This is a genomic window from Phenylobacterium sp. (assembly GCF_016124325.1).
Classification (GTDB): Bacteria; Pseudomonadota; Alphaproteobacteria; order Caulobacterales; family Caulobacteraceae; genus Phenylobacterium.
On sequence record NZ_WGNY01000050.1, the window covers coordinates 1 to 18,669 of the forward strand.

Here is an 18,669-nt window from a genome sequence, read left to right on the forward strand (position 1 = left end):
GCGCATAAGCGCGCCCTTCCGGCGCCAACCTCGGTCAGCGCCCTCCACCGCTACGACCCCGATACCCATATCGGACGAGAGCGGCGAGGCCCCCCGTCCACGCAATCGTGCACGGGGGTCGACTGCGTTTGGGCCCTCTTGTTTTCGCCTCGGCGAAAACAAGAACCCCGGAAAAAGATCGCAATTCGCATCCGCGAATTGCTTAGGAGTTCGATTTGTTCGACGCGCTTACGGAACGGCTGACAGGGGTCTTCGACCGGCTTTCGGGCCGCGGCGTGCTGTCCGAGAAGGACGTCGCCGAGGTGATGCGCGAGATCCGCGTCGCCCTGCTCGAGGCCGACGTCGCCCTGCCGGTGGTGCGCGAGTTCATCGCCAAGGCCACCGAGGCCGCCACGGGCGAGGCGGTGATCCGTTCGGTGCGCCCCGCCGACCAGGTGGTGAAGATCACCTACGACGGCCTGGTCGAGATGCTGGGCGGCGAGGGCGAGCCCGAGGGCCTCAACCTCTCGCTGAACCCGCCGACCGTCGTGATGATGGCGGGCCTGCAGGGCTCGGGTAAGACCACCACCGCCGGCAAGCTGGCCCTGAAGCTGGTCAAGGATCGCAAGAAGGTCCTACTGGCCTCGCTCGACACCCGCCGCCCGGCCGCCATGGAACAGCTCGGCATGCTGGCCGAGCAGGCCGGCGCCAATTTCCTGCCGATCGTGGCCGGCCAGTCGGCCCCCGACATCGCCCGACGCGCCATGCAGGCGGCGAAGCTGCAAGGCTTCGACATCCTCATCCTCGACACCGCCGGCCGCACGACGATCGACGAGGCGATGATGAGCGAGGCGGCCGAGATCGCGAAGATCTCGAACCCCTCCGAGACCCTGCTGGTCGCCGACAGCCTGACCGGCCAGGACGCGGTGCGCACCGCCAAGGCCTTCCACGAGCGCCTGCCGCTCACGGGCCTGGTGCTGACCCGGGCCGACGGCGACGGCCGCGGCGGCGCGGCGCTGTCGATGCGCGCGGTCACCGGCCTGCCGATCAAGTTCCTCGGCGTGTCGGAGAAGATCGACGGCCTCGACGCCTTCGACGCCCGCCGCGTGGCCGGCCGCATCCTGGGCCAGGGCGACGTGGTGGCCCTGGTCGAGAAGGCCGCCCAGGACCTCGACATGGCCAAGGCCGAGGCCATGGCCAAGAAGCTGGCCAAGGGCCAGTTCGACCTGGAGATGATGGCCGACCAGCTCGCCCAGATGAAGCGGATGGGCGGCATGGAAGGGCTGATGGGCCTGATGCCCGGGGTCCAGAAGATCAAGCGCCAGATCGCCGACAGCGGGATCACCGACAAGAGCTTCGACCGCCAGGTGGCGATCATCTCGTCGATGACCAAGCAGGAGCGCAAGAAGCCCGACATCCTGCAGGCCTCGCGCAAGCGCCGCATCGCCGCCGGCGCCGGCGTCGACGTGGCCGAGGTGAACCGGCTCCTGAAGCAGCACCGCCAGATGGCCGACGCCTTCAAGGCGCTGTCCAAGAACGGCGGCAAGGGCTTCGGCCAGATGGCCAAGATGCTGGGCGGTCCCGACATGGACCTGGGCAAGATCGCCAAGATGGCCGGCGGCCAGCAGCCGACGCCCCAGCAGATCGAAGAGATGCAGGCCCAGCTCAAGAACATGCCCGGCGGGATGCCCAAGCTTCCCGGCCTGGGCGGCGGCGGCCTGCCGCCCGGTTTCAACCCCTTCAAGAAATAGTTTGAAAGACCAAGGACTTAATTGAAATGCTGAAGATCCGTCTCGCCCGTGGCGGCGCCAAGAAGCGCCCCTACTACTCGATCGTCGTCGCCGACAGCCACTCGCCCCGCGACGGCCGCTTCATCGAGAAGGTGGGCAGCTACAACCCGCTGCTGAAGAAGGACGACCCGAACCGCGTGGTCCTGAAGCAGGAACGCATCCAGGAATGGATCAAGAAGGGCGCCCAGCCCACCGACCGCGTGGCCCGCGAACTCGGCAAGCTCGGCATCGTGAAGTGGGAAGCCAGCAACAACCCGAAGAAGGCCGAGCCCGGCCAGAAGGCCAAGGAACGCGCCGAGGAGCGCGCCCAGCGCGAGGCCGACCGCGCCGCCGCCGCGGCGGAAGCCGCCGCCAATCCGCCGGCCGAGGAGCCCGCGGTCGAGGAAGCTCCGGCCGCGGAAGCCGAAGCCGCTCCGGTCGAGGCCGCCGCCGAAGAAGCGCCCGCCGCTGAAGAAGCCCCGGCCGCCGAGGAAGCTCCCGCCGCCGAAGGCGAAGAGAAGGCCTGATCTGTCGCCGTCATCCCCGGCCTTGTGCCGGGGATCCCTCTCTCGGCCGCACTGAGCGAGATTCATGACCCCGCGCCCGAGCAGTGGATCGAGGGACCCTCGGGACAAGCCCGAGGGTGACGGATTGATCCTCGTGGGCCGCGTCGCGGGCGCCTTCGGGGTCCGCGGCGAGGTCCGCATCACCACCTACACCGCCGACGCCCTCGCGCTCCTCGACTACCGGGACCTGAAGGGCGAGGACGGCCGCCCGGCCCTGACGCTGGTCTCGGGCCGCGCCGCCAAGGGCGGGATCGTGGTCCGCGCCGCCGAGGTCGAGACGCGCGAACAGGCCGAGGTCCTGCGCGGCCTGCGCCTCTACATCCCGCGCGACGTCCTGCCCGAGCCCGACGAAGACGAGTTCTACATCACCGACCTGATCGGCCTCGCGGTCGTCTCGCCGCAGGGCGAGGCGCTCGGCCGCGTCAAGAACGTCCAGGACTTCGGCGCCGGCGACCTGCTGGAGATCGCGCCCGAGGACGGCGGCGCCAGCTGGTACCTGCCCTTCACCCGCGAGGCCGTGCCCGAGGTGCGGATCGCCGAGGGCGAGGTGGTGGCGATCCCGCCCGAGGAAGTGGAGTAGCGTTTCCCTCCCCTTCATGGGGAGGGCGACTCGCCGACGGCGAGCGGGGTGGGGCGGCCTTCCCATGAAGGGGAGGGAAATCCTACGATTTCCGGGGCTTGCGCATCCGCATCAGGCCTTCCTGGGCGCAGCTGGCCACCAGCGCTCCGTCCGAGGCGCGGTAGATGTAGCCCAGGTTGAAGCCGCGGCCGCCCGAGCTCGACGGGCTCTCCTGGTGATACAGGTGCCATTCGTTGAAGTCGGTCGGCCGGTGGAACCACATGGCGTGGTCCAGGCTGGCGGTCTGCATGCCCGGCGTCTGCCAGTTCACCCCGTGCGGCCGGATGCTGGTGCCCAGCAGGCTCATGTCCGAGGCGTAGGCCAGGATCACCTGGTGCATGTGCGGGTCGGGGCCGATCGGGTCCTTGGCGCGGAACCAGACCTGCTGGTGCGGCTCACGCTTCTCGGGATTGGGGCCGTCGATGCGGCCGCCGACCGTGCGCATCTCGATGGGCTGCGGGCGGTCCAGCCAGGCGCGCATGTGGGCCGGCGCGTCGGCCAGCAGCCGGCGCTGGACGGCGATGTCGTCCTCCACCGCCTCGGGCGGCGGCGCGGCCGGCATCTCCGACTGGTGTTCGAAGCCCTCCTCCTCCACCTGGAACGAGGCGGCGAGGTTGAAGATCTGCTGGCCGTGCTGCACGGCGATCACGCGGCGGGTGGTGAAGCTGCCGCCGTCGCGCGAGCGGTCCACCTCGAACACGATCGGGATGTTCGGGTCGCCCGGGCGGATGAAATAGCAGTGCAGCGAATGGCAGACCCGGTCCTCGACGGTCTCGTAGGCCGCCAGCAGCGACTGGGCGATCACCTGGCCGCCGTAGATGCGCTCGCGCGACTCCTCCTCGGGGGTGAAGCCCCGGAAGAGGTTCACCTCCAGCCGTTCGAGATCCAGCGTCTTGCAGAGCGTCTGGGTGTCCATCGCCGCCTCATGCTGCACCAGAGCCTCGCCGATCAGATTGCCCCAATCTGATCGGAGAACGAGGCTCGATTTTCGGAGTGAGAGCGCAATTTCGTCGCCGAACCGGCTTCCACTTCGGCGAATTGCGCTCCTGCGAAGGCGGCGGCATACGCTCACCGGAGGCGCTGAGCAACCTCCTCTCCCCCGGCGCGGAGCGCCGAGAGGAAGTCCGCTATTTCGGCCGCATCCGCATCAGCCCTTCCTGGGCCACCGAGGCCACCAGCGTCCCGTCCTCGGCGTAGATCGAGCCGCGGATCAGGCCCCGGCCGTCCGAGGCCGAGGGGCTGTCGTGGACGTAGAGGTGCCACTGGTTGAAGTCGGTGGGCTGATGGAACCACATGGCGTGGTCCAGGCTGGCCGACTGGAAGCCCGGCGTCTGCCAGTGCACGCCGTGCGGCCGCATGGCGGTCGACAGCAGGTTCATGTCCGAAGCGTAGGCCAGGATCACCTGGTGCATGTGGGCGTCGTCGCCGATCGGGGTGGAGCAGCGGAACCAGTTCTGCGCGACGGGGTCCTTCGGCCCGCTCATCCAGTAGGTGCGCGCGTCCTGCGAGCGCATCTCGATGGGCATGGGGCGCTTGAGCCAGCGCTTGGCCTCCTCCGGCGCGTCCTTCATCAGCTCGGCCAGCACCTCGCGCTGGTCGGGCAGGTCGCGCCAGTGCGGGCCGGGCGGCATCGGCGCCTGGTGGCGGAAGCCTTCCTCGGCGTCCTTGAACGAGGCGGCGAGGTTGAAGATCTGCTTGCCGCGCTGAATCGCCACCACGCGCCGCGTCGTGAAGCTGCCGCCGTCGCGCGAGCGGTCCACCTCGAAGACGATCGGCGTGGTCGGGTCGCCCGGGCGGATGAAATAGCAGTGCAGCGAGTGGCAGACGCGGGTCTCGACGGTCTCGTAGGCCGCCAGCAGCGACTGGGCGATCACCTGGCCGCCGAAGATCCGGCCCGGCTGGGTGTCGGGCGAGGTCCCGCGGAACAGGTTCTCCTCGATCCGCTCCAGCTGCAGGGTTTCGACCAGGGTTTCGTCCTGGGCCTCGGTTTCGGGAACGGGCGGGGTTTCGGTCATGGGCGCGCCGCTTACGCGCCCCCCGCTCCACGGGCAAGTCCGACGAACAGGCGAGCCTATGCCTTGCAAGCTGCTCCGCGTCCGTCATCTTCGCGTCATGGGAGAGGCCGACGACACGCGACCGTTGTGGCGCACGCCGCTGGGCGCGGCGCTGGCCGCCTGGATGGCCGTGTCCGCCGGCGCGCTCGTGGCGGGCTGGCGCATCGCCGAGACCGCGCCCGCCGGCGTCCTGCCGGGCCTGGCGGTGGGCCTGGGCCTGATCGCGCCTGTCGGCCTCCTGATCTGGTCGCTCTGGGCCATGCTGCGCGACCCGGTGACCGGCTGGATGGCGCCGGCGGCGCTCCTGTTCTTTCTGGGCGCCATGGTGCCGGCGTGGCGGCCGCTGGCGGACGCCGGCATGCGGATGAACTTCGAGGCCCACGTGGAGACCTACGACGCCATCGTCGCCGACGCGAAGGCCGGCCTGATGCGTCCCGACGCCCATGGCTGGGTGCGCGGAAGCCGCGACGGCGTCCGCTTCCGCTATCGCGCCGACCGGCCCGGCGAGGTTGAGTTCTCCTGGGTCCGCGACGGGCTGCTCGACGCCGGGGTGCGCTACAACGAGATCCCCTGCACGCCCACGCCGCAGCTCAAATGCCTCGACCGCGGCGAGCGCATCGAGGGCCGCTATTTCCACTACGCGCAGATCCCGTGAGGCTTGACGCCGCAGCTTCCGTCAGCGCCAAGACCGCCCATGGCTTTCGACTGCACCGTCCTGACCATGTTTCCCGAGGCTTTTCCGGGACCTCTGGGCGTTTCCCTGATCGGGACCGCCTGGCGGGAATCCGGCCTCTGGTCGTTGGAAACGGTGGACATTCGGGGCTTTTCCACAGATAAGCGCGGCTTCCTCGACGACACCCCCGCGGGTGGCGGTCCGGGGCAAGTGATGCGGGCGGACGTGATCGCCTCTGCGCTCGACAGCGTGGAGCGGGGCGACCGGCCGCTTTTGTACATGAGCGCCAGGGGCCGCCCCTTCACCCAGGCGCTCGCGAAAGAGTTGGCGGCCGGGCCCGGACTGATCGTCCTGGCGGGGCGCTTCGAGGGGGTGGATCAGCGGGTGCTCGACGCCCGGGGGTTCATCGAGGTCTCGGTCGGAGACGCGGTTCTCGCCGGCGGCGAGGCGGCGGCGATGGTCGTGATCGAGGCGTGCGTACGGCTCGTGCCCGGTGTGTTGGGCCAGGCCGAGAGTTTGAGTGAGGAAAGCTTCGAGGACGGGCTTCTCGAACACCCGCAGTACACCAGGCCGCGGACGTTCGAAGGGCTCGACATCCCCGAAGTGCTGCTGAGCGGGCACCACGCGGCGATCGCCAGGTGGCGCCGGGCTGAGCGGGAGAAGACCACGCGGGAGCGGCGTCCGGACCTCTGGGCGAAGTTCACCGCCAATCAACAGGCAAAGGGCCCCCCTGAGTTCAAAAAGGGCAAGCCCAGTAAGGATGAAGACCGATGAACGTGATCGAACAGCTCCGTAAGGAAGAACAAGAGCGCCTGCTGGCCGTTCGCAAGGTGCCGGAGTTCCGTCCCGGCGACACCGTGCGCGTCAACGTGCGGATCAAGGAAGGCGAGCGCGAGCGCGTCCAGGCCTACGAGGGCGTCTGCATCGCCCGCCAGGGCCAGGGCGTGGACGAGAGCTTCACCGTCCGCAAGATTTCCTTCGGCGAGGGCGTGGAACGCGTGTTCCCGATCCTGTCGCCGATGATCGAAAGCATCGAGGTCAAGCGCCGCGGCGTCGTGCGCCGGGCCAAGCTCTACTACCTGCGCGACCGTCGCGGTAAGAGCGCCCGCATCGCCGAGCGCCAGATGCAGTCGGCCCGCGACGAGACCCCCGCGAAGAGCGAATAGGCGCAAGCCCTCTCCGCATCGCGGACATCACGAAGCGGCGGCCGGAGCGATCCGGCCGCCGTTTTCGTTGGGTGCTAGAGCCCTTCGGCGTGCTGCGGCAGGCCGTCGTCGATCGTGATCCACGCGCGCTTGGCGCTGGTCCAGATATGGCAGTCGGGGCGCAGGGCGTCGGGCGCGTCCAGGGTGGCCAGCGACACGCCGATCCGCGCCGGCGGGTCCTTGGGCAGGGCGAACATCGGCGCGCCGCACCGCGCGCACGACAGCCGGTCGATCCGTGGCGAGGTGGGCCAGGCGGTGGTCTCGCCGGTCCGCTCGAAGTCGCCGGCGAGGAAGACGGCGCGGGCGAAGAACGGCCCGGCCGTGGCCTTCTGGCAGAGCCGGCAATGGCAGATGCGGACGTTGGCCGGCTCCCCCGTCGCGCGCCAGCGCACCTGACCGCAGAGGCAGCCGCCCTCGTACGCCATCACTCGGCTTCGGCGGCGTAGGCGCCGAGCTCCTTGGCGAGGTGGTCGAACATCAGCCGCATGCGCGGGCTGCCGCGCAGGCTCTCGTGCATGCAGATCCACATGTCGAGCTTGAAGCTGAACTCGTCGTGCATGATCGGCGTCAGGCCCGCGCGCCGGCCGATCTGGCGCTGGCAGGCCCCGATGCCGAAGCCGGCCTTCAGGGCCGCGAGCTGGGCGGCGTCGCTGTCGGTCCGCAGCGCGAAGATGTCCCGCGTGACGGGCCGGCCCACCGACAGGTCCTCGACCAGCTCGGGGAATTCGCGGTCGAACCCGATCAGGGTGTGGTCCGCCAGCTCGTCGAAGTCCTTGGGCGCGGCGTTGCGCTCCAGGTATTCCGGCGTCGCGTAGAACCCGCAGGTCAGCTCGCCCACCTTCTTGGCCACCAGGCTGTTCTGGGTGGGCCGGGCCATGCGCACGGCCACGTCGGCGTCGCGCCGGGTCAGGTCCTGCAGCTTGTTGGACAGCACCAGCTCCACGTCGACGCCGGGGTTCTCGCGGCGGAACCGGGTCAGGATCGGCGGCAGAACCTCCACCCCGATCACGTCGCTGGCGGCCACGCGCACCACGCCGCCCGCGCCGCTGGCCACGCCCTGGGCGTCGCGCGAGGCCGTGGCCGCCGCCGCGGCCATGTCGGCCAGATGGGGGCGGAAGGCCAGCGCCAGGTCGGTGGGCTGCAGGCCGCGCGGGCTACGCAGGAACAGGGGCGCGCCGAGCTGCCGCTCCAGCTGGTCGATGTGGCGGCCCAGGGTGGGCTGGGTCAGCCGCCGCAGGCGCGAAGCGGCCGAGAAGCTGCCGGCTTCGAGCACGGCGTGCAGGCTTTGGAGGAGGTCCCAGTCGAGCGTGCCAGTCATTCGCCCCTGCATAACTGTTCTGCGTTGGTCGACAATTCCGTTTTGCCGAACGCCGCGCAAACTGTTTTCCGAAATGGAGACGCACATGGACAAGCGCAACCCGGGCATGGCCCTCGTGATCGGCGCCACGGGCGGCGTCGGCGGCGCCCTCGCCGACCGGCTGCAGGCGGACGGATGGCGGGTTCGCGCCCTGAACCGCGATCCCGAGCGGGCGCGCGCGGTGCGGCCTGGCCTGGAATGGGTGCGCGGCGACGCCATGGTCGAGGCCGACGTGGTCGCCGCGGCCGACGGCGCGCGGATCATCGTCCACGGGGCCAATCCGCCCGGCTATCGCAACTGGGCCGGCCTGCAGCTTCCGATGCTGGCCAGCACCATCGCCGCGGCGAAGGCCACGGGCGCGCGCATCCTCTTCCCCGGCACGGTCTACAACTACGGCCCCGACGCCTTCCCCTCGATCGGCGAGGCCGCCGAGCAGCACCCGATCAGCCGCAAGGGCGCCATCCGGGTGCGCATGGAGCAGATGCTGCGCGAGGCCGGCGTGCCGGTGCTCATCGTGCGCTGCGGCGACTTCTTCGGGCCGAAGACCGGCAACAACTGGTTCTCGCAGGGCCTCACCCGGCCGGGCCGGCCGGTGACGTCGGTGATGTATCCCGGCGCGCCCGAGATCGCCCATTGCTGGGCCTATCTGCCCGATGTGGCCGAGACCTTCCTGCGGCTGCTGGCGACCGACCTCGGTCCGTTCGAGACCTTCCACATGCAGGGCCAGGAGGTCACCGGCCACGACCTGGTCGCCGCTGTGTCCGAGGCCGTGGGCCGTCGCGTGCCGCTGCGCCGGCTGCCCTGGTTCGCGCTCCAGGCCGCCGCGCCCTTCAACGAGACGTTCCGCGAGATGCTCGAGATGCGCTACCTTTGGAACCGTCCCATCCTCCTCGACAACGCCCGCCTCGCCACCCGCCTCGGCGCCGAGCCCCGCACGCCGCTGGTCGAGGCGGTGCGGGCCACCCTGATCGGCCAGGGCTCCCTGCAACCGGCTCAGGCGATCGCCGCCTGATCGATTTTCCTTAGTATACTAACTATTTTGCATCGCAGCACTAGACGCGCGCGGGCTTGCCGCCCTACATGCGGCTCATGTCCGGCAAGACCCTCTACGACAAGATCTGGGACGCCCATGTCGTCGCCGAACAGGACGGCGAGGCGATCCTCTACATCGACCTGCACCTCATCCACGAGGTGACCACGCCGCAGGCCTTCGCCGGGCTTCGCGCCAATCGCCGCGCCGTGCGCCGGCCCGACCGCACCTTGGCGGTGGCCGACCACAACGTGCCCACCGAGGGCCAGGAGCTGGGCGTCGACGCCGTGGCCGACGACGAGGCGCGCCTGCAGCTCCAGACGCTGGGCAAGAACGTCGAGGAGTACGGGATCGAGTATTTCCCGATGGGCGACATCAGGAACGGCATCGTCCACGTGGTGGGCCCCGAGCAGGGCCGCACCCAGCCGGGCATGACCATCGTCTGCGGCGACAGCCACACCTCCACCCACGGCGCCTTCGGGGCGCTGGCGCACGGCATCGGCACGTCCGAGGTGGAGCACGTGCTGGCCACCCAGACCCTGCGCCAGACGAAGGCCAGGAACTTCCGCGTCCGTATCGAGGGCGAGCCGGCCCCCGGCGTGGGCGCCAAGGACTACGCCCTGGCCGTCATCGGCGAGATCGGCACCGCGGGCGGCACCGGCTACGTCATCGAATACGCCGGCTCGGCGGTGCGCGCGCTCTCCATGGAAGGCCGCATGACGCTGTGCAACCTCACCATCGAGGGCGGCGCGCGGGCGGGGCTGGTGGCGCCGGACGAAACCACCTTCGAATACCTCAAGGGCCGCCCCGCCACGCCCAAGGGCGGCGCCTGGGAGATGGCGGTCGGCTACTGGAAGACCTTCTTCTCCGACGAGGACGCCGTCTTCGACCGCGAGATCGTGCTGGACGCCGCGAAGATCGCGCCCAGCGTCACCTGGGGCACCAGCCCCGAGGACGTGGTGGCCGTGACCGGGACCGTGCCCGCGCCCGACAGCTTCGCCACCCCGGACAAGCGCGCCTCGGCCGTCCGCGCGCTGGACTATATGGGCCTGGAGGCCGGCCAGCCGATCACCGAGGCGAAGATCGACGTGGTCTTCATCGGCTCGTGCACCAACAGCCGCATCGAGGACCTGCGCTCGGCCGCGAAGATCGCGGAGGGCCGCCAGGTGGCCGAGGGCGTCCGCGCCATGGTGGTGCCGGGCTCCGGCCTGGTCCGCGCCCAGGCCGAGGAAGAGGGCCTGGACCAGGTGTTCAAGGCCGCGGGCTTCGAATGGCGCGAGCCGGGCTGCTCCATGTGCCTGGGCATGAATCCCGATCGGCTGTCGCCGGGCCAGCGCTGCGCCTCGACGTCCAACCGCAACTTCGAGGGCCGCCAGGGCCGCGGCGGCCGCACCCACCTGATGAGCCCCGCCATGGCCGCCGCCGCCGCCATCGCCGGCCACATCGCCGACGTGAGGGATTTCCTGTGATCACCGGCCTCGACCACGTCGCGCTCGCGGTTCGCGATCTCGACGCGGCGGCCAAGGGCTATGAGGCCATGCTGGGCCTCGCCCCGAACTGGATCGGCGCCGAGGGCGGGATCCGCCAGGCCTGGTTCCAACTGCCCAACATGGCGCTCGACGTCATCAGCCCGGACGGGGAGGGCGCCTTCGCCGACGCCCTGCGCGCCCAGCTCGATGCCCGGGGCGAAGGGATCTGGGGCCTGGCGTTCAAGGTGGGCAAGGCCGAGGCCGACCTCGAGCCCTTCGCCAAGCTGATGAACCGCCGGGGCCTGCGCGCCGGCGAGCCCGCCACCGCCCGCACCACGAACGCCGAGGGGCGCAAGCGCTACTGGCGGACTTCCAGCCTCGACCCCGCCGACACCGCCGGCCTGCAGATCCTGCTGACCGCGGCGCCGCGCGAGGGCGCGGCCTGGCCGCTATCGGAGCCCACCGGGCCGGCGCCGGTCGCCAGCCTCGACCATGTGGTCGTCCAGACCCCGAACGTGGATCGCGCGCTCGGGATCTACGGCGCCAAGCTCGGCCTCGACCTGCGCCTCGACCGCGCCAACGAGAAGTGGGGCGCGCGCCAGCTCTTCTTCCGCTGCGGCGACGCGGTGGTGGAGATGGGCGCCCGGATCGGCGGCGAGCCCTCGGCCGAGCCCGACCGCTTCGGCGGCCTGGCCTGGCGGGTCCCCGAGCCGCACGCCGCCCAGGCGCGCATGGCCGCCGCCGGCTTCGACGTCTCCGAGGTCCGCGCCGGCCGCAAGCCGGGCACCCATGTCTTCACCGTCCGCGACGCGCCGGGCGGCGTGCCCACCCTGATGATCCAGCCGTCCCCCGCATTGGAATCCGCCTGATGCAAGCCTTCACCCGCCTCGACGCCCAGGCCGCGCCCCTGCCGCTGGCCAACATCGACACCGACCAGATCATCCCCAAGCAGTTCCTCAAGACGGTGGAGCGCGCGGGGCTGGCGAAGGGCCTGTTCTACGAATACCGCTTCGACGAGCAGGGCCGCGAGAAGCCCGAGTTCGTGCTCAACCAGCCGGCCTACAAGAACGCCGGCGTGCTGGTGGCGGGCGACAACTTCGGCTGCGGCTCCTCGCGCGAGCACGCGCCCTGGGCGCTGATGGACTTCGGCATCAAGGCCGTCATCTCCACCAGCTTCGCCGACATCTTCTACAACAACTGCTTCCAGAACGGCCTGTTGCCGGTGGTGCTCAAGGCCGAGCAGGTCCAGCAGCTGATGGACGAGGCCCGCGGCGGCAACCACGTGGTCTCGATCGACCTGGAGGCCCAGTCCGTCACCTCGCCCAGCGGCCAGGTCTTCACCTTCGAGATCGACCCCAAGCGCAAGGCCAAGATGCTGAAGGGCCTCGACGCCATCGGCGAGACGCTGGAGGCCGCCTCGGCCATCGACACCTACGAGAGCAAGGTCGCCCTGGCCCGGCCCTGGCTGGAGGGCGCATGAGCGTCCTGGTCGCCGGCACGGTGCGCGTGCCGCCCGAGAACCTCGACCGCTTCAGGCCGCATATGGAGACGATGCTGTCCGCCAGCCGCGCCGAGGACGGCTGCCTCAGCTATTCCTACGCCGTCGACGTGGCCGACCCCGGCCTCGTGCGCGTCTTCGAGGCCTGGCGCGACGAGGCGGCCCTGCAGGCCCACTTTCAGACGCCGCATATGGCCGCGTGGCGCGCGGCCTGGCCGCAGTTCGGGGTTTCGGACCGGAACCTCAGCCTGTACGAGGTCGCGGCCGAACGGCCCCTCTAGCTTCCGAGGTTTCCTATGACCGACCTGCTGCTCCTGCCCGGCGACGGGATCGGGCCGGAAGTGACCGCCCAGGTGCGCCGCGTGGCCGAGGCCCTGACGCCCGGCCTGAGCCTCGACGAGCGCCCCTTCGGCGGGTCGAGCTACGACCGGTTCGGCGAGCCCCTGACCGATGAGACCCTGGCCGCCGCCAAGGCCGCCCGCGCCGTGCTGATGGGCGCGGTGGGCGGCCCCAAGTGGGCGAGCGTCCCGCGCGACAAGCGCCCCGAGGCGGGGCTGCTCAACCTGCGCGCCGGCATGGAGGTGTTCGCTAACCTGCGCCCGGCCCTCTGCTTCGGCCCGCTGGCCGACGCCTCCAGCCTGAAGCGCGAGATCGTCGAGGGCCTCGACCTGATGATCGTCCGCGAGCTGACCGGCGGCATCTATTTCGGCAGCCCGCGCTTCATCGAGGACCTGCCGGGCGGCGGCAAGCGCGCCGTCGACACCCAGGTCTACACCACCGCCGAGATCGAGCGCGTCGCGCGCGTGGCCTTCGAGCTGGCCCGCGGCCGCCGCAACAAGGTGGCCAGCGCCGAGAAGTCCAACGTCATGGACTCCGGCCTGCTCTGGCGCGAGGTGGTCACCGATCTGCACAAGCGCGACTACGCCGACGTGGAGCTGACCCACATCCTGGCCGACAACGCCGCCATGCAGATCGTCAAGGCGCCCAAGCAGTTCGACGTCCTGCTCACCGACAACCTGTTTGGCGACATCCTGTCGGACGCCGCGGCCCAACTCACCGGTTCGCTCGGCATGCTGCCCTCGGCGGCCCTGGGCGTGGCCGGCAAGCCCGGCCTCTACGAGCCCATCCACGGCTCGGCGCCGGACATCGCGGGCCAGGGCGTGGCCAATCCGCTGGCCGCGATCCTGTCGTTCGAGATGGCGCTGCGCTGGTCGCTGGACCGCGCCGCCGAGGCCGACCGCCTCTACGCCGCGGTCGAGGCCGCGCTGGAGAAGGGCGCCCGCACCCGCGACCTGGGCGGCTCGCTCAGCACCGTCCAGATGGGCGACGCGGTCCTGGCCGAGCTCTGAGACAGCGATGCTCCCCCTCAGGGGGAGCTGTCGCGAAGCGACTGAGGGGGTTTCCGCCCCGGTTGAGGACCCCCTCCGGCCCTTCGGGCCACCTCCCCCGACGGGGGAGGATCACAAGGTCAGCCGCCAGGTCTCGCTGACCTCCTCCTTGCCGAATTCGTCGTGGGTCCAGGTCTCCTCGATCCGGAAGCCCACGTCGGCGTAGATCTTCCGCGCGGCGGTCAGCACCGCGTGCGTCCACAGCACGATCTCGCGATAGCCGGCGGCGCGGGCGAAGGCCACGCACTCGTCCACCAGCCGCCGCCCAAGCCCCAGGCCGCGCGCGGCGGGCTCCAGCAGCAGCAGGCGCAGGCGCGCGACCTCGTCGGTCTCCTTCACCAGGAACACGCAGCCCAGCCGTTCGCCGCCGCGCTCGGCCACCCAGCACCGCTCGCGCGCCGGGTCGAAGCCCTTCAGGAAATCGGCGCAGATCCGCGCGGTCACCTCCTCGATGCCCGCGCCCCAGCCGTATTCGCGGCCGTAGAGCACGGCGTGGCGCTCGGTGATCCAGCCCATGTCGCCCGGCTGGTGCGGCCGCAGGGTCACCGGCGCGGCGCCCGCCGACGTTCCGCCGCCGAGCACGCGCCGCGCTTCGTCCAGCGCGCGGGCCAGCCGCGCCTGCTCGGCCTCCGGCAGGTGGCCGGTCAGCCCCTCCACCACGGCGGCGCTGCGCGCATCGACGTCGCGGAAGAACGCGTCGCCGGCCGGCGTCAGGCTGAGCCGCACGCTGCGCCCGTCCGCCGTCGAGCGCCGGCGCGCCAGCAGCCCGTCCCGCGCTAGCCGCGCCAGGATGCGGCTCAGGTAGCCGGGATCGAGGCCCAGCCCGCCCGCCAGCTCGCCCGGCGTGGTCTCCCCGGCCAGCGCGATCTCGTAGAGCACCCGGGTCTCGGCCAGGGTGTAGGGCCCGCCCAGATAGGCCCGGTCGAGCACCCCGATGGCCCGCGTGTAGAAGCGGTTGAAGCTGCGGACGGCGGCGATGGTGTCGGGCTGGGCCATGCCGCGAGTGGAGGCGTATTAGTTGACGGAGTCAAGTAAATCGAACTCAACCAAAACGCGCATCGAGGGGTAGGTTCCCGTTAAGGGGCTTGGGCGCAAACTGGCGCGGTTCCCGGGGTGCGGTCCGGGCGCGGACGGGAGAACGTCGGATGGCCGACGCCGCAGACGAGACGATGGCCCTGCTGGCCGGAGCGGAGGCCTGCCTGGACGGGATGGGCGAGGCCTTCGACGCCCAGGCGCTCACCGACCTGCGTAACATCGTGGCCCAGTATCCCAACCTCGCGGGCGATTCCGTGGGGGAGGTGACGGCCAGCCTGTCCACCCTGCTCAGCCGCCTGATCCGGGCCGGCCGCCTCGACCGCGAGGCGATCGGCGTCCATGTCCGCGCCTGGCGGCTGCTGGCGACCCAGACGCTCGACACCGAGACCGCCGGCCCCATGCTCACGGGCCTGCGCGCGGTCAGCGAGCTCTACGCCGCCAACCGCGCCGCCTAGGGGTGGCGCTCGTCTATCGGTTGTAGCGATCCCCTGCCGGCGACGCCTGCGCCGTCGCGCTGGCCGCGGCGATCAGGCTCTGCCATGTTCGCCGCGAAACGAGGAAGGGGATGCGCCGATGGCTCACTGGCTGGTGAAGTCCGAGCCCGCGAAATACGCCTTCGCCGACCTCCAGCGCGACGGCCGCACCATGTGGGACGGCGTGCGCAACAACGCCGCGGCGCTGCACCTCAAGGCCATGAAGGTCGGCGACGCGGTGCTCTACTACCACTCCCAGGAAGGCCTCGCCGTGGTCGGGGTCGCGGAAGTGGCCAGGGAGGCCTACCCCGATCCCACCGACGCCGCCGGCCGGTTCGTGGCCGTCGACCTGATCCCCGTTTGCGCGCTGGATCGCCCGGTCACCCTGGCCGAGATGAAGGCCAATCCGGCGCTCGCCGGGCTGGAGATGATCCGCCAGAGCCGGCTGTCGGTGTCGCCGGTCCGCCCCGAGGAGTGGGCCGAGATCCTGCGGATGGCGGGCGGGTGACGCCTGGGCTGAAGACCCGATCGACAGCTCGAAGACATCAAGGTGGTCATGGCCCGGCTTGTCCGGGCCACCCATGAACGCCGAGCGTGCGGCTCGGGACGCTGCGCCGCCGCCGCCCACACCTGCCGCTGTCCGTGTTCATGGGTCGCCCGGACAAGCCGGGCGATGACGAGTATCGGTTGATTGCGTCGCCGAGCTAAAGCGCCGCCGCGGGCCGGTAGCGCAGCGCGGTCGCGAGCGGCCGGGGCCCCGTCGGTTCGGTGGCGTCCTCGCGCGGCGCCGACGTCGCGATCAGCCGGCCGGCCACGTCGCAGATCGGCTCCAGCACGTCGAGCCGCCACACCCAGGCGTTGGTCAGCACCTCCACGCCGTAGAGCGTCCCCCAGATCTGGCCGGCGAGGGCGGCGGTGGTGTCGCTGTCGCCGTCGTGGTTGGCCGCCAGCCGCAGGGCGTCCTCGAAGCTGTCGGCCTTCAGCGCGGCGTAGAGACCGATCGCCAGGGCCTCGTCGCCCTGCCAGCCCTGGCCCAGGGTGGCGATGGCCTCGTGCGCCGGGGCGTCGCTTGCCGCCAAGGCCCGCGCGGCGCGCACCTTCGGCAGCACCGCTTCGCCGCCGGCGGTGGTCTCCAGCCGCCGCTCCATCCGCCTCAGCGCCGCCGTCAGGGGCGTGTCGGCGAGGAGGTCGCGCAACAGGCTGGCGAAGGCCGCCGCGCTCAGCCGGCCGGCGGGATGGCCGTGGGTCAGGGCGGCTGCGGCGTGGGCCAGGTGGAAGGCGGCGTCGGCGTCGAGCGCCGGCATGAGGCCGATGGGGGCCACGCGCATCACCGCGCCGCTGCCCTTGGAGTCGTTGATCGGCTGGCTCGGCGTGCCGCGCGCGCCGGCCTTCAGGGCCGCGAGGCAGGTGCTGCCCGGCGCGCGCACGGCCCACAGTTCGCGGTATTGCCGGATATCGCGCGCGCCCAGGGCCCACTCGTCCCGCTGGGTGCGGAACCAGGCCAGATAGGCGTGGCGGATCCGGGCCAGCGGCCGGTCGGGCGTCGCCGCTGACCCGGCCGCCACCGCCGCCAGCAGGCCGTCGGCGGTGAACAGGGTCATCTGGGTGTCGTCGCTCGCCTGCAGCCGCCCGTCCCGCAGGCGCGGCTCGGTCATGCCGGCCTCGCCGAACGTCTCGCGGATCTGCGTCCAGGACCGGAACTCCAGCGGATAGCCGAACGCGTCGCCCAGCGCCCCGCCCAGCAGGCCGCCGAGGATCCGGCCGGCGCGGTCGTGCTCGGCGCCGCCGATCGGCGCGGCGGCGCGCGGCGGACCCGCGGGACGCATCGAGGCCAGCCTCGGGGCCTTGGTCTTCGCCGCGGCGTCGCGCGCCGGAACGCCCAGTTCGCTCAGCAGCCGTGCGGCCACCCAGCGGGCCCGCAGGCCCTCGCCGTCGCAGTGGATCAGCACCCGCCCGCCCCGCCGCAGCAGGTCGCGCAGCCGCTGGCCCACATAGGTCCACAGGTGCTCGAAGCGGGCGTCCGGCGCGCCGCCGGGGCGCAGGACCAGATGGTGCCACTGGCGCGTCAGTTGCGGCAGCAGCTCGGGCAGCTCGGCGCAGCCCACCAGGCGCATCTCCTGCGGGGACAGGAGCGTCACGATCGCGTCCGGGCGGAAGGCCGACACCGCGTCGAGGTCCTCGGCCAGGGTGGACGAGCCGCCGCCGGGGCACGCCGAGAGGCCGATCGTCGCCCGTCCATGCGCGATCACCTCGATGCGGAACGATGGCGACGCGCAGGCGAGACTCATCGGGGGACCTCCGGTTGACAAGATGCGGATCTCACTTAGTGTTAATTCGACACTTACCAGAGGCGACTTAGTGTCGTCAACACACGAAGATGCCCTTCACATACGAATATCCGCACCCCGCCGTGGCGACCGACATCGCCGTCTTCACCCTCAGGCTCGGCGCGCTGAACGTGCTGCTCATCGAACGGGGGGGCGAACCCTACCTGGGCGCCTGGGCGCTGCCGGGCGGCTTCCTCCAGCCCGACGAAGAGCTCGACCAGTGCGCCCGGCGCGAGCTGGAAGAGGAGACCGGCGTCGACGCCGAGCTCCTGGTGCAGTTCGGCAATTTCAGCGCGCCCGACCGCGACCCGCGCGAGCGGGTGATCTCGGTGGCCTACCTGGCCCTGCTGCCGTCCGATGAACTGCGGTTGGAGGCCAGCACCGACGCGGCCCAGGCGCGCTGGTTCCCGGTCGCGGCCCTGCCCAGGCTGGCCTTCGACCACGACAAGATCCTGGCCCGGGCGCTGGAGGTCCTGGCGGGCCGCGCGCGCCAGATCTCGCCGCTCTTCGCGCTGCTCCCGCCGCGCTTCACCCTCAGCCAGCTCCAGGGCGCCTACGAGGCCGTCACCGGCGAGGAGGCCGAAAAGCGCAACTTCCGCAAGATGGTGGCGACCCTGGGCTGCGTCCGCGAGACGGAAGACTTCGCCCACGGCGCCCACCGCCCCGCGCGGCTCTACGAGGCCGCCTGAACCTCGTTTTCAAACCACGGATTTCACCGATTTCACGGATGTCGGCGGCGCCTGCTCCACGACGTCATCCCGGTTTCCGCGCCGCGCAGCGGCGATTTGTCGAACCACGGATTTCACCGATTTCACGGATGCGGGCGCCGCACATCCCACGATGTCATCCCGGTTTCCGCCAAAGGCGGAAGACCGGGACCCCCAAGCGCCTGACTCCGTAGGCAACCCGGAGCGGCGACGCCTTCGTGTCATCACCTGCCGCCACGCCCAGGGGTCCCGGTCTTCGGCCTCCGGCCGAAACCGGGATGACACTACGGGGGCAGGGACAGCGCAGGCCCCAATCCGTGTCATCCGTGCCATCCGTGGTTCCCCCCTTTCGTGTCGTTCGTGTTTTTCGGGGTTCCCACCCCCGCTACGTCCGAACCTGACGCACCGGCGTGTTCCCCTCGCGATCATGTCCGAGGCCGCCACAGACCGCGCCGAGGCCATCCTCGCCGAACTGGCCGAGATGGACCTCGAACTGGCCCGCAAGGCCCATGGCGCCGCC

Annotated in this window: 21 protein-coding genes; 15 read left to right on the top strand and 6 right to left on the bottom strand. The window is 71.0% G+C overall.

Annotation, left to right across the window (positions count from 1 at the left end):
• The first annotated feature begins 215 nt into the window (after nt 1-215).
• The 3 genes from ffh to rimM all read left to right on the top strand — a co-directional run bounded on the left by ffh (nt 216) and on the right by rimM (nt 2,894).
• Nucleotides 216-1,730 carry a signal recognition particle protein gene (gene ffh, locus GC203_RS22560; RefSeq protein WP_293459102.1) on the top strand — a complete coding sequence of 505 codons (1,515 nt, stop codon included), beginning with the start codon at nt 216-218 and terminating at the stop codon, nt 1,728-1,730.
• Between the two features lie 26 nt (nt 1,731-1,756).
• The gene (gene rpsP, locus GC203_RS22565; protein ID WP_293459104.1) at nt 1,757-2,275 is read left to right on the top strand and encodes a 30S ribosomal protein S16; all 519 of its coding nucleotides are present in this window, start codon (nt 1,757-1,759) and stop codon (nt 2,273-2,275) included.
• 64 nt (nt 2,276-2,339) lie between these two features.
• A complete protein-coding gene (rimM, locus tag GC203_RS22570) occupies nt 2,340-2,894 on the top strand; it encodes a ribosome maturation factor RimM (protein ID WP_293459105.1) in 555 nt (184 codons plus the stop codon).
• An 82-nt stretch (nt 2,895-2,976) separates the two neighbouring features.
• Here the strand turns inward: rimM and GC203_RS22575 are convergent, their stop codons facing one another.
• Entirely contained in the window at nt 2,977-3,849 is an 873-nt protein-coding gene (locus GC203_RS22575; protein WP_293459106.1) for an acyl-CoA thioesterase II, read from the bottom strand.
• A 211-nt stretch (nt 3,850-4,060) separates the two neighbouring features.
• The gene (locus GC203_RS22580; RefSeq protein WP_293459107.1) at nt 4,061-4,948 is read right to left on the bottom strand and encodes an acyl-CoA thioesterase II; all 888 of its coding nucleotides are present in this window, start codon (nt 4,946-4,948) and stop codon (nt 4,061-4,063) included.
• Nucleotides 4,949-5,045: 97 nt separating this feature from the next.
• Here GC203_RS22580 and GC203_RS22585 point away from each other — a divergent pair, with 97 nt between their 5' ends.
• From GC203_RS22585 to rplS, 3 genes are read left to right on the top strand one after another with little or no spacing between them, the layout of a single operon-like run.
• Nucleotides 5,046-5,642, top strand: a complete 597-nt coding sequence (locus GC203_RS22585) for a hypothetical protein (protein ID WP_293459108.1) — start codon at nt 5,046-5,048, stop codon at nt 5,640-5,642.
• Between the two features lie 39 nt (nt 5,643-5,681).
• Nucleotides 5,682-6,434, top strand: coding sequence for a tRNA (guanosine(37)-N1)-methyltransferase TrmD (gene trmD / locus GC203_RS22590; RefSeq protein WP_293459109.1), 753 nt, complete (start codon nt 5,682-5,684; stop codon nt 6,432-6,434).
• Nucleotides 6,431-6,826: a 50S ribosomal protein L19 gene (gene rplS / locus GC203_RS22595; protein WP_293459111.1), complete on the top strand. Its 396-nt coding sequence runs from the start codon at nt 6,431-6,433 to the stop codon at nt 6,824-6,826. Before trmD ends, rplS begins: the two co-directional genes overlap by 4 nt.
• A gap of 74 nt (nt 6,827-6,900) precedes the next feature.
• On the opposite strand, the gene GC203_RS22600 is transcribed toward rplS, so the two are convergent.
• Together GC203_RS22600 and GC203_RS22605 are read right to left on the bottom strand one after the other, a co-directional pair.
• Nucleotides 6,901-7,290: a GFA family protein gene (locus GC203_RS22600; protein ID WP_293459113.1), complete on the bottom strand. Its 390-nt coding sequence runs from the start codon at nt 7,288-7,290 to the stop codon at nt 6,901-6,903.
• Nucleotides 7,290-8,183 carry a LysR family transcriptional regulator gene (locus GC203_RS22605; protein ID WP_293459114.1) on the bottom strand — a complete coding sequence of 298 codons (894 nt, stop codon included), beginning with the start codon at nt 8,181-8,183 and terminating at the stop codon, nt 7,290-7,292. Before GC203_RS22605 ends, GC203_RS22600 begins: the two co-directional genes overlap by 1 nt.
• 85 nt (nt 8,184-8,268) lie before the next feature.
• Here GC203_RS22605 and GC203_RS22610 point away from each other — a divergent pair, with 85 nt between their 5' ends.
• The 6 genes from GC203_RS22610 (at nt 8,269) to leuB (ending at nt 13,568) form a co-directional block, all read left to right on the top strand.
• The gene (locus GC203_RS22610; protein WP_293459115.1) at nt 8,269-9,234 is read left to right on the top strand and encodes an NAD(P)H-binding protein; all 966 of its coding nucleotides are present in this window, start codon (nt 8,269-8,271) and stop codon (nt 9,232-9,234) included.
• Between the two features lie 77 nt (nt 9,235-9,311).
• The gene (gene leuC / locus GC203_RS22615) at nt 9,312-10,721 is read left to right on the top strand and encodes a 3-isopropylmalate dehydratase large subunit (protein WP_293459117.1); all 1,410 of its coding nucleotides are present in this window, start codon (nt 9,312-9,314) and stop codon (nt 10,719-10,721) included.
• Nucleotides 10,718-11,590, top strand: a complete 873-nt coding sequence (locus tag GC203_RS22620) for a VOC family protein (protein ID WP_293459119.1) — start codon at nt 10,718-10,720, stop codon at nt 11,588-11,590. Before leuC ends, GC203_RS22620 begins: the two co-directional genes overlap by 4 nt.
• Nucleotides 11,590-12,201 carry a 3-isopropylmalate dehydratase small subunit gene (gene leuD, locus GC203_RS22625; RefSeq protein ID WP_293459121.1) on the top strand — a complete coding sequence of 204 codons (612 nt, stop codon included), beginning with the start codon at nt 11,590-11,592 and terminating at the stop codon, nt 12,199-12,201. Before GC203_RS22620 ends, leuD begins: the two co-directional genes overlap by 1 nt.
• Nucleotides 12,198-12,500 carry a putative quinol monooxygenase gene (locus GC203_RS22630; RefSeq protein WP_293459123.1) on the top strand — a complete coding sequence of 101 codons (303 nt, stop codon included), beginning with the start codon at nt 12,198-12,200 and terminating at the stop codon, nt 12,498-12,500. Before leuD ends, GC203_RS22630 begins: the two co-directional genes overlap by 4 nt.
• 15 nt (nt 12,501-12,515) lie before the next feature.
• Nucleotides 12,516-13,568 carry a 3-isopropylmalate dehydrogenase gene (gene leuB, locus GC203_RS22635; RefSeq protein WP_293459125.1) on the top strand — a complete coding sequence of 351 codons (1,053 nt, stop codon included), beginning with the start codon at nt 12,516-12,518 and terminating at the stop codon, nt 13,566-13,568.
• A 111-nt stretch (nt 13,569-13,679) separates the two neighbouring features.
• Here leuB and GC203_RS22640 read toward each other — a convergent pair whose 3' ends face one another.
• Nucleotides 13,680-14,603 (bottom strand): helix-turn-helix domain-containing GNAT family N-acetyltransferase, encoded by a 924-nt coding sequence (locus tag GC203_RS22640; RefSeq protein ID WP_293459127.1) that lies wholly within the window; start codon nt 14,601-14,603, stop codon nt 13,680-13,682.
• Nucleotides 14,604-14,752: 149 nt separating this feature from the next.
• Here GC203_RS22640 and GC203_RS22645 point away from each other — a divergent pair, with 149 nt between their 5' ends.
• Both GC203_RS22645 and GC203_RS22650 read left to right on the top strand, forming a co-directional pair.
• Entirely contained in the window at nt 14,753-15,097 is a 345-nt protein-coding gene (locus GC203_RS22645; protein WP_293459129.1) for a hypothetical protein, read from the top strand.
• Nucleotides 15,098-15,215: 118 nt separating this feature from the next.
• On the top strand, nt 15,216-15,623 hold the full coding sequence (locus GC203_RS22650) for an EVE domain-containing protein (RefSeq protein WP_293459131.1): 408 nt from the start codon (nt 15,216-15,218) through the stop codon (nt 15,621-15,623).
• Between the two features lie 196 nt (nt 15,624-15,819).
• Here GC203_RS22650 and GC203_RS22655 read toward each other — a convergent pair whose 3' ends face one another.
• A complete protein-coding gene (locus tag GC203_RS22655; RefSeq protein WP_293459133.1) occupies nt 15,820-17,403 on the bottom strand; it encodes an ADP-ribosylglycohydrolase family protein in 1,584 nt (527 codons plus the stop codon).
• An 89-nt stretch (nt 17,404-17,492) separates the two neighbouring features.
• On the opposite strand from GC203_RS22655, the gene GC203_RS22660 reads away from it, so the two are divergent.
• On the top strand, nt 17,493-18,131 hold the full coding sequence (locus GC203_RS22660; RefSeq protein WP_293459135.1) for an NUDIX domain-containing protein: 639 nt from the start codon (nt 17,493-17,495) through the stop codon (nt 18,129-18,131).
• Nucleotides 18,132-18,669 lie beyond the last annotated feature (538 nt).

Excerpts from the sequence above, each read along its gene's own strand:
- GC203_RS22645 (WP_293459129.1), top strand. The coding sequence starts at position 14,753 with ATGGCCGACGCCGCAGACGAGACGATGGCCCTGCTGGCCGGAGCGGAG.
- trmD (WP_293459109.1), top strand. The coding sequence starts at position 5,682 with ATGGCTTTCGACTGCACCGTCCTGACCATGTTTCCCGAGGCTTTTCCG.
- GC203_RS22610 (WP_293459115.1), top strand. The coding sequence starts at position 8,269 with ATGGACAAGCGCAACCCGGGCATGGCCCTCGTGATCGGCGCCACGGGC.
- GC203_RS22605 (WP_293459114.1), bottom strand. The coding sequence starts at position 8,183 with ATGACTGGCACGCTCGACTGGGACCTCCTCCAAAGCCTGCACGCCGTG.
- GC203_RS22575 (WP_293459106.1), bottom strand. The coding sequence starts at position 3,849 with ATGGACACCCAGACGCTCTGCAAGACGCTGGATCTCGAACGGCTGGAG.
- leuD (WP_293459121.1), top strand. The coding sequence starts at position 11,590 with ATGCAAGCCTTCACCCGCCTCGACGCCCAGGCCGCGCCCCTGCCGCTG.
- GC203_RS22580 (WP_293459107.1), bottom strand. The coding sequence starts at position 4,948 with ATGACCGAAACCCCGCCCGTTCCCGAAACCGAGGCCCAGGACGAAACC.
- leuB (WP_293459125.1), top strand. The coding sequence starts at position 12,516 with ATGACCGACCTGCTGCTCCTGCCCGGCGACGGGATCGGGCCGGAAGTG.
- GC203_RS22660 (WP_293459135.1), top strand. The coding sequence starts at position 17,493 with ATGCCCTTCACATACGAATATCCGCACCCCGCCGTGGCGACCGACATC.
- GC203_RS22600 (WP_293459113.1), bottom strand. The coding sequence starts at position 7,290 with ATGGCGTACGAGGGCGGCTGCCTCTGCGGTCAGGTGCGCTGGCGCGCG.
- GC203_RS22585 (WP_293459108.1), top strand. The coding sequence starts at position 5,046 with ATGGGAGAGGCCGACGACACGCGACCGTTGTGGCGCACGCCGCTGGGC.
- GC203_RS22650 (WP_293459131.1), top strand. The coding sequence starts at position 15,216 with ATGGCTCACTGGCTGGTGAAGTCCGAGCCCGCGAAATACGCCTTCGCC.
- rplS (WP_293459111.1), top strand. The coding sequence starts at position 6,431 with ATGAACGTGATCGAACAGCTCCGTAAGGAAGAACAAGAGCGCCTGCTG.
- GC203_RS22640 (WP_293459127.1), bottom strand. The coding sequence starts at position 14,603 with ATGGCCCAGCCCGACACCATCGCCGCCGTCCGCAGCTTCAACCGCTTC.
- rimM (WP_293459105.1), top strand. The coding sequence starts at position 2,340 with ATGACCCCGCGCCCGAGCAGTGGATCGAGGGACCCTCGGGACAAGCCC.
- GC203_RS22630 (WP_293459123.1), top strand. The coding sequence starts at position 12,198 with ATGAGCGTCCTGGTCGCCGGCACGGTGCGCGTGCCGCCCGAGAACCTC.
- GC203_RS22655 (WP_293459133.1), bottom strand. The coding sequence starts at position 17,403 with ATGAGTCTCGCCTGCGCGTCGCCATCGTTCCGCATCGAGGTGATCGCG.
- rpsP (WP_293459104.1), top strand. The coding sequence starts at position 1,757 with ATGCTGAAGATCCGTCTCGCCCGTGGCGGCGCCAAGAAGCGCCCCTAC.
- leuC (WP_293459117.1), top strand. The coding sequence starts at position 9,312 with ATGTCCGGCAAGACCCTCTACGACAAGATCTGGGACGCCCATGTCGTC.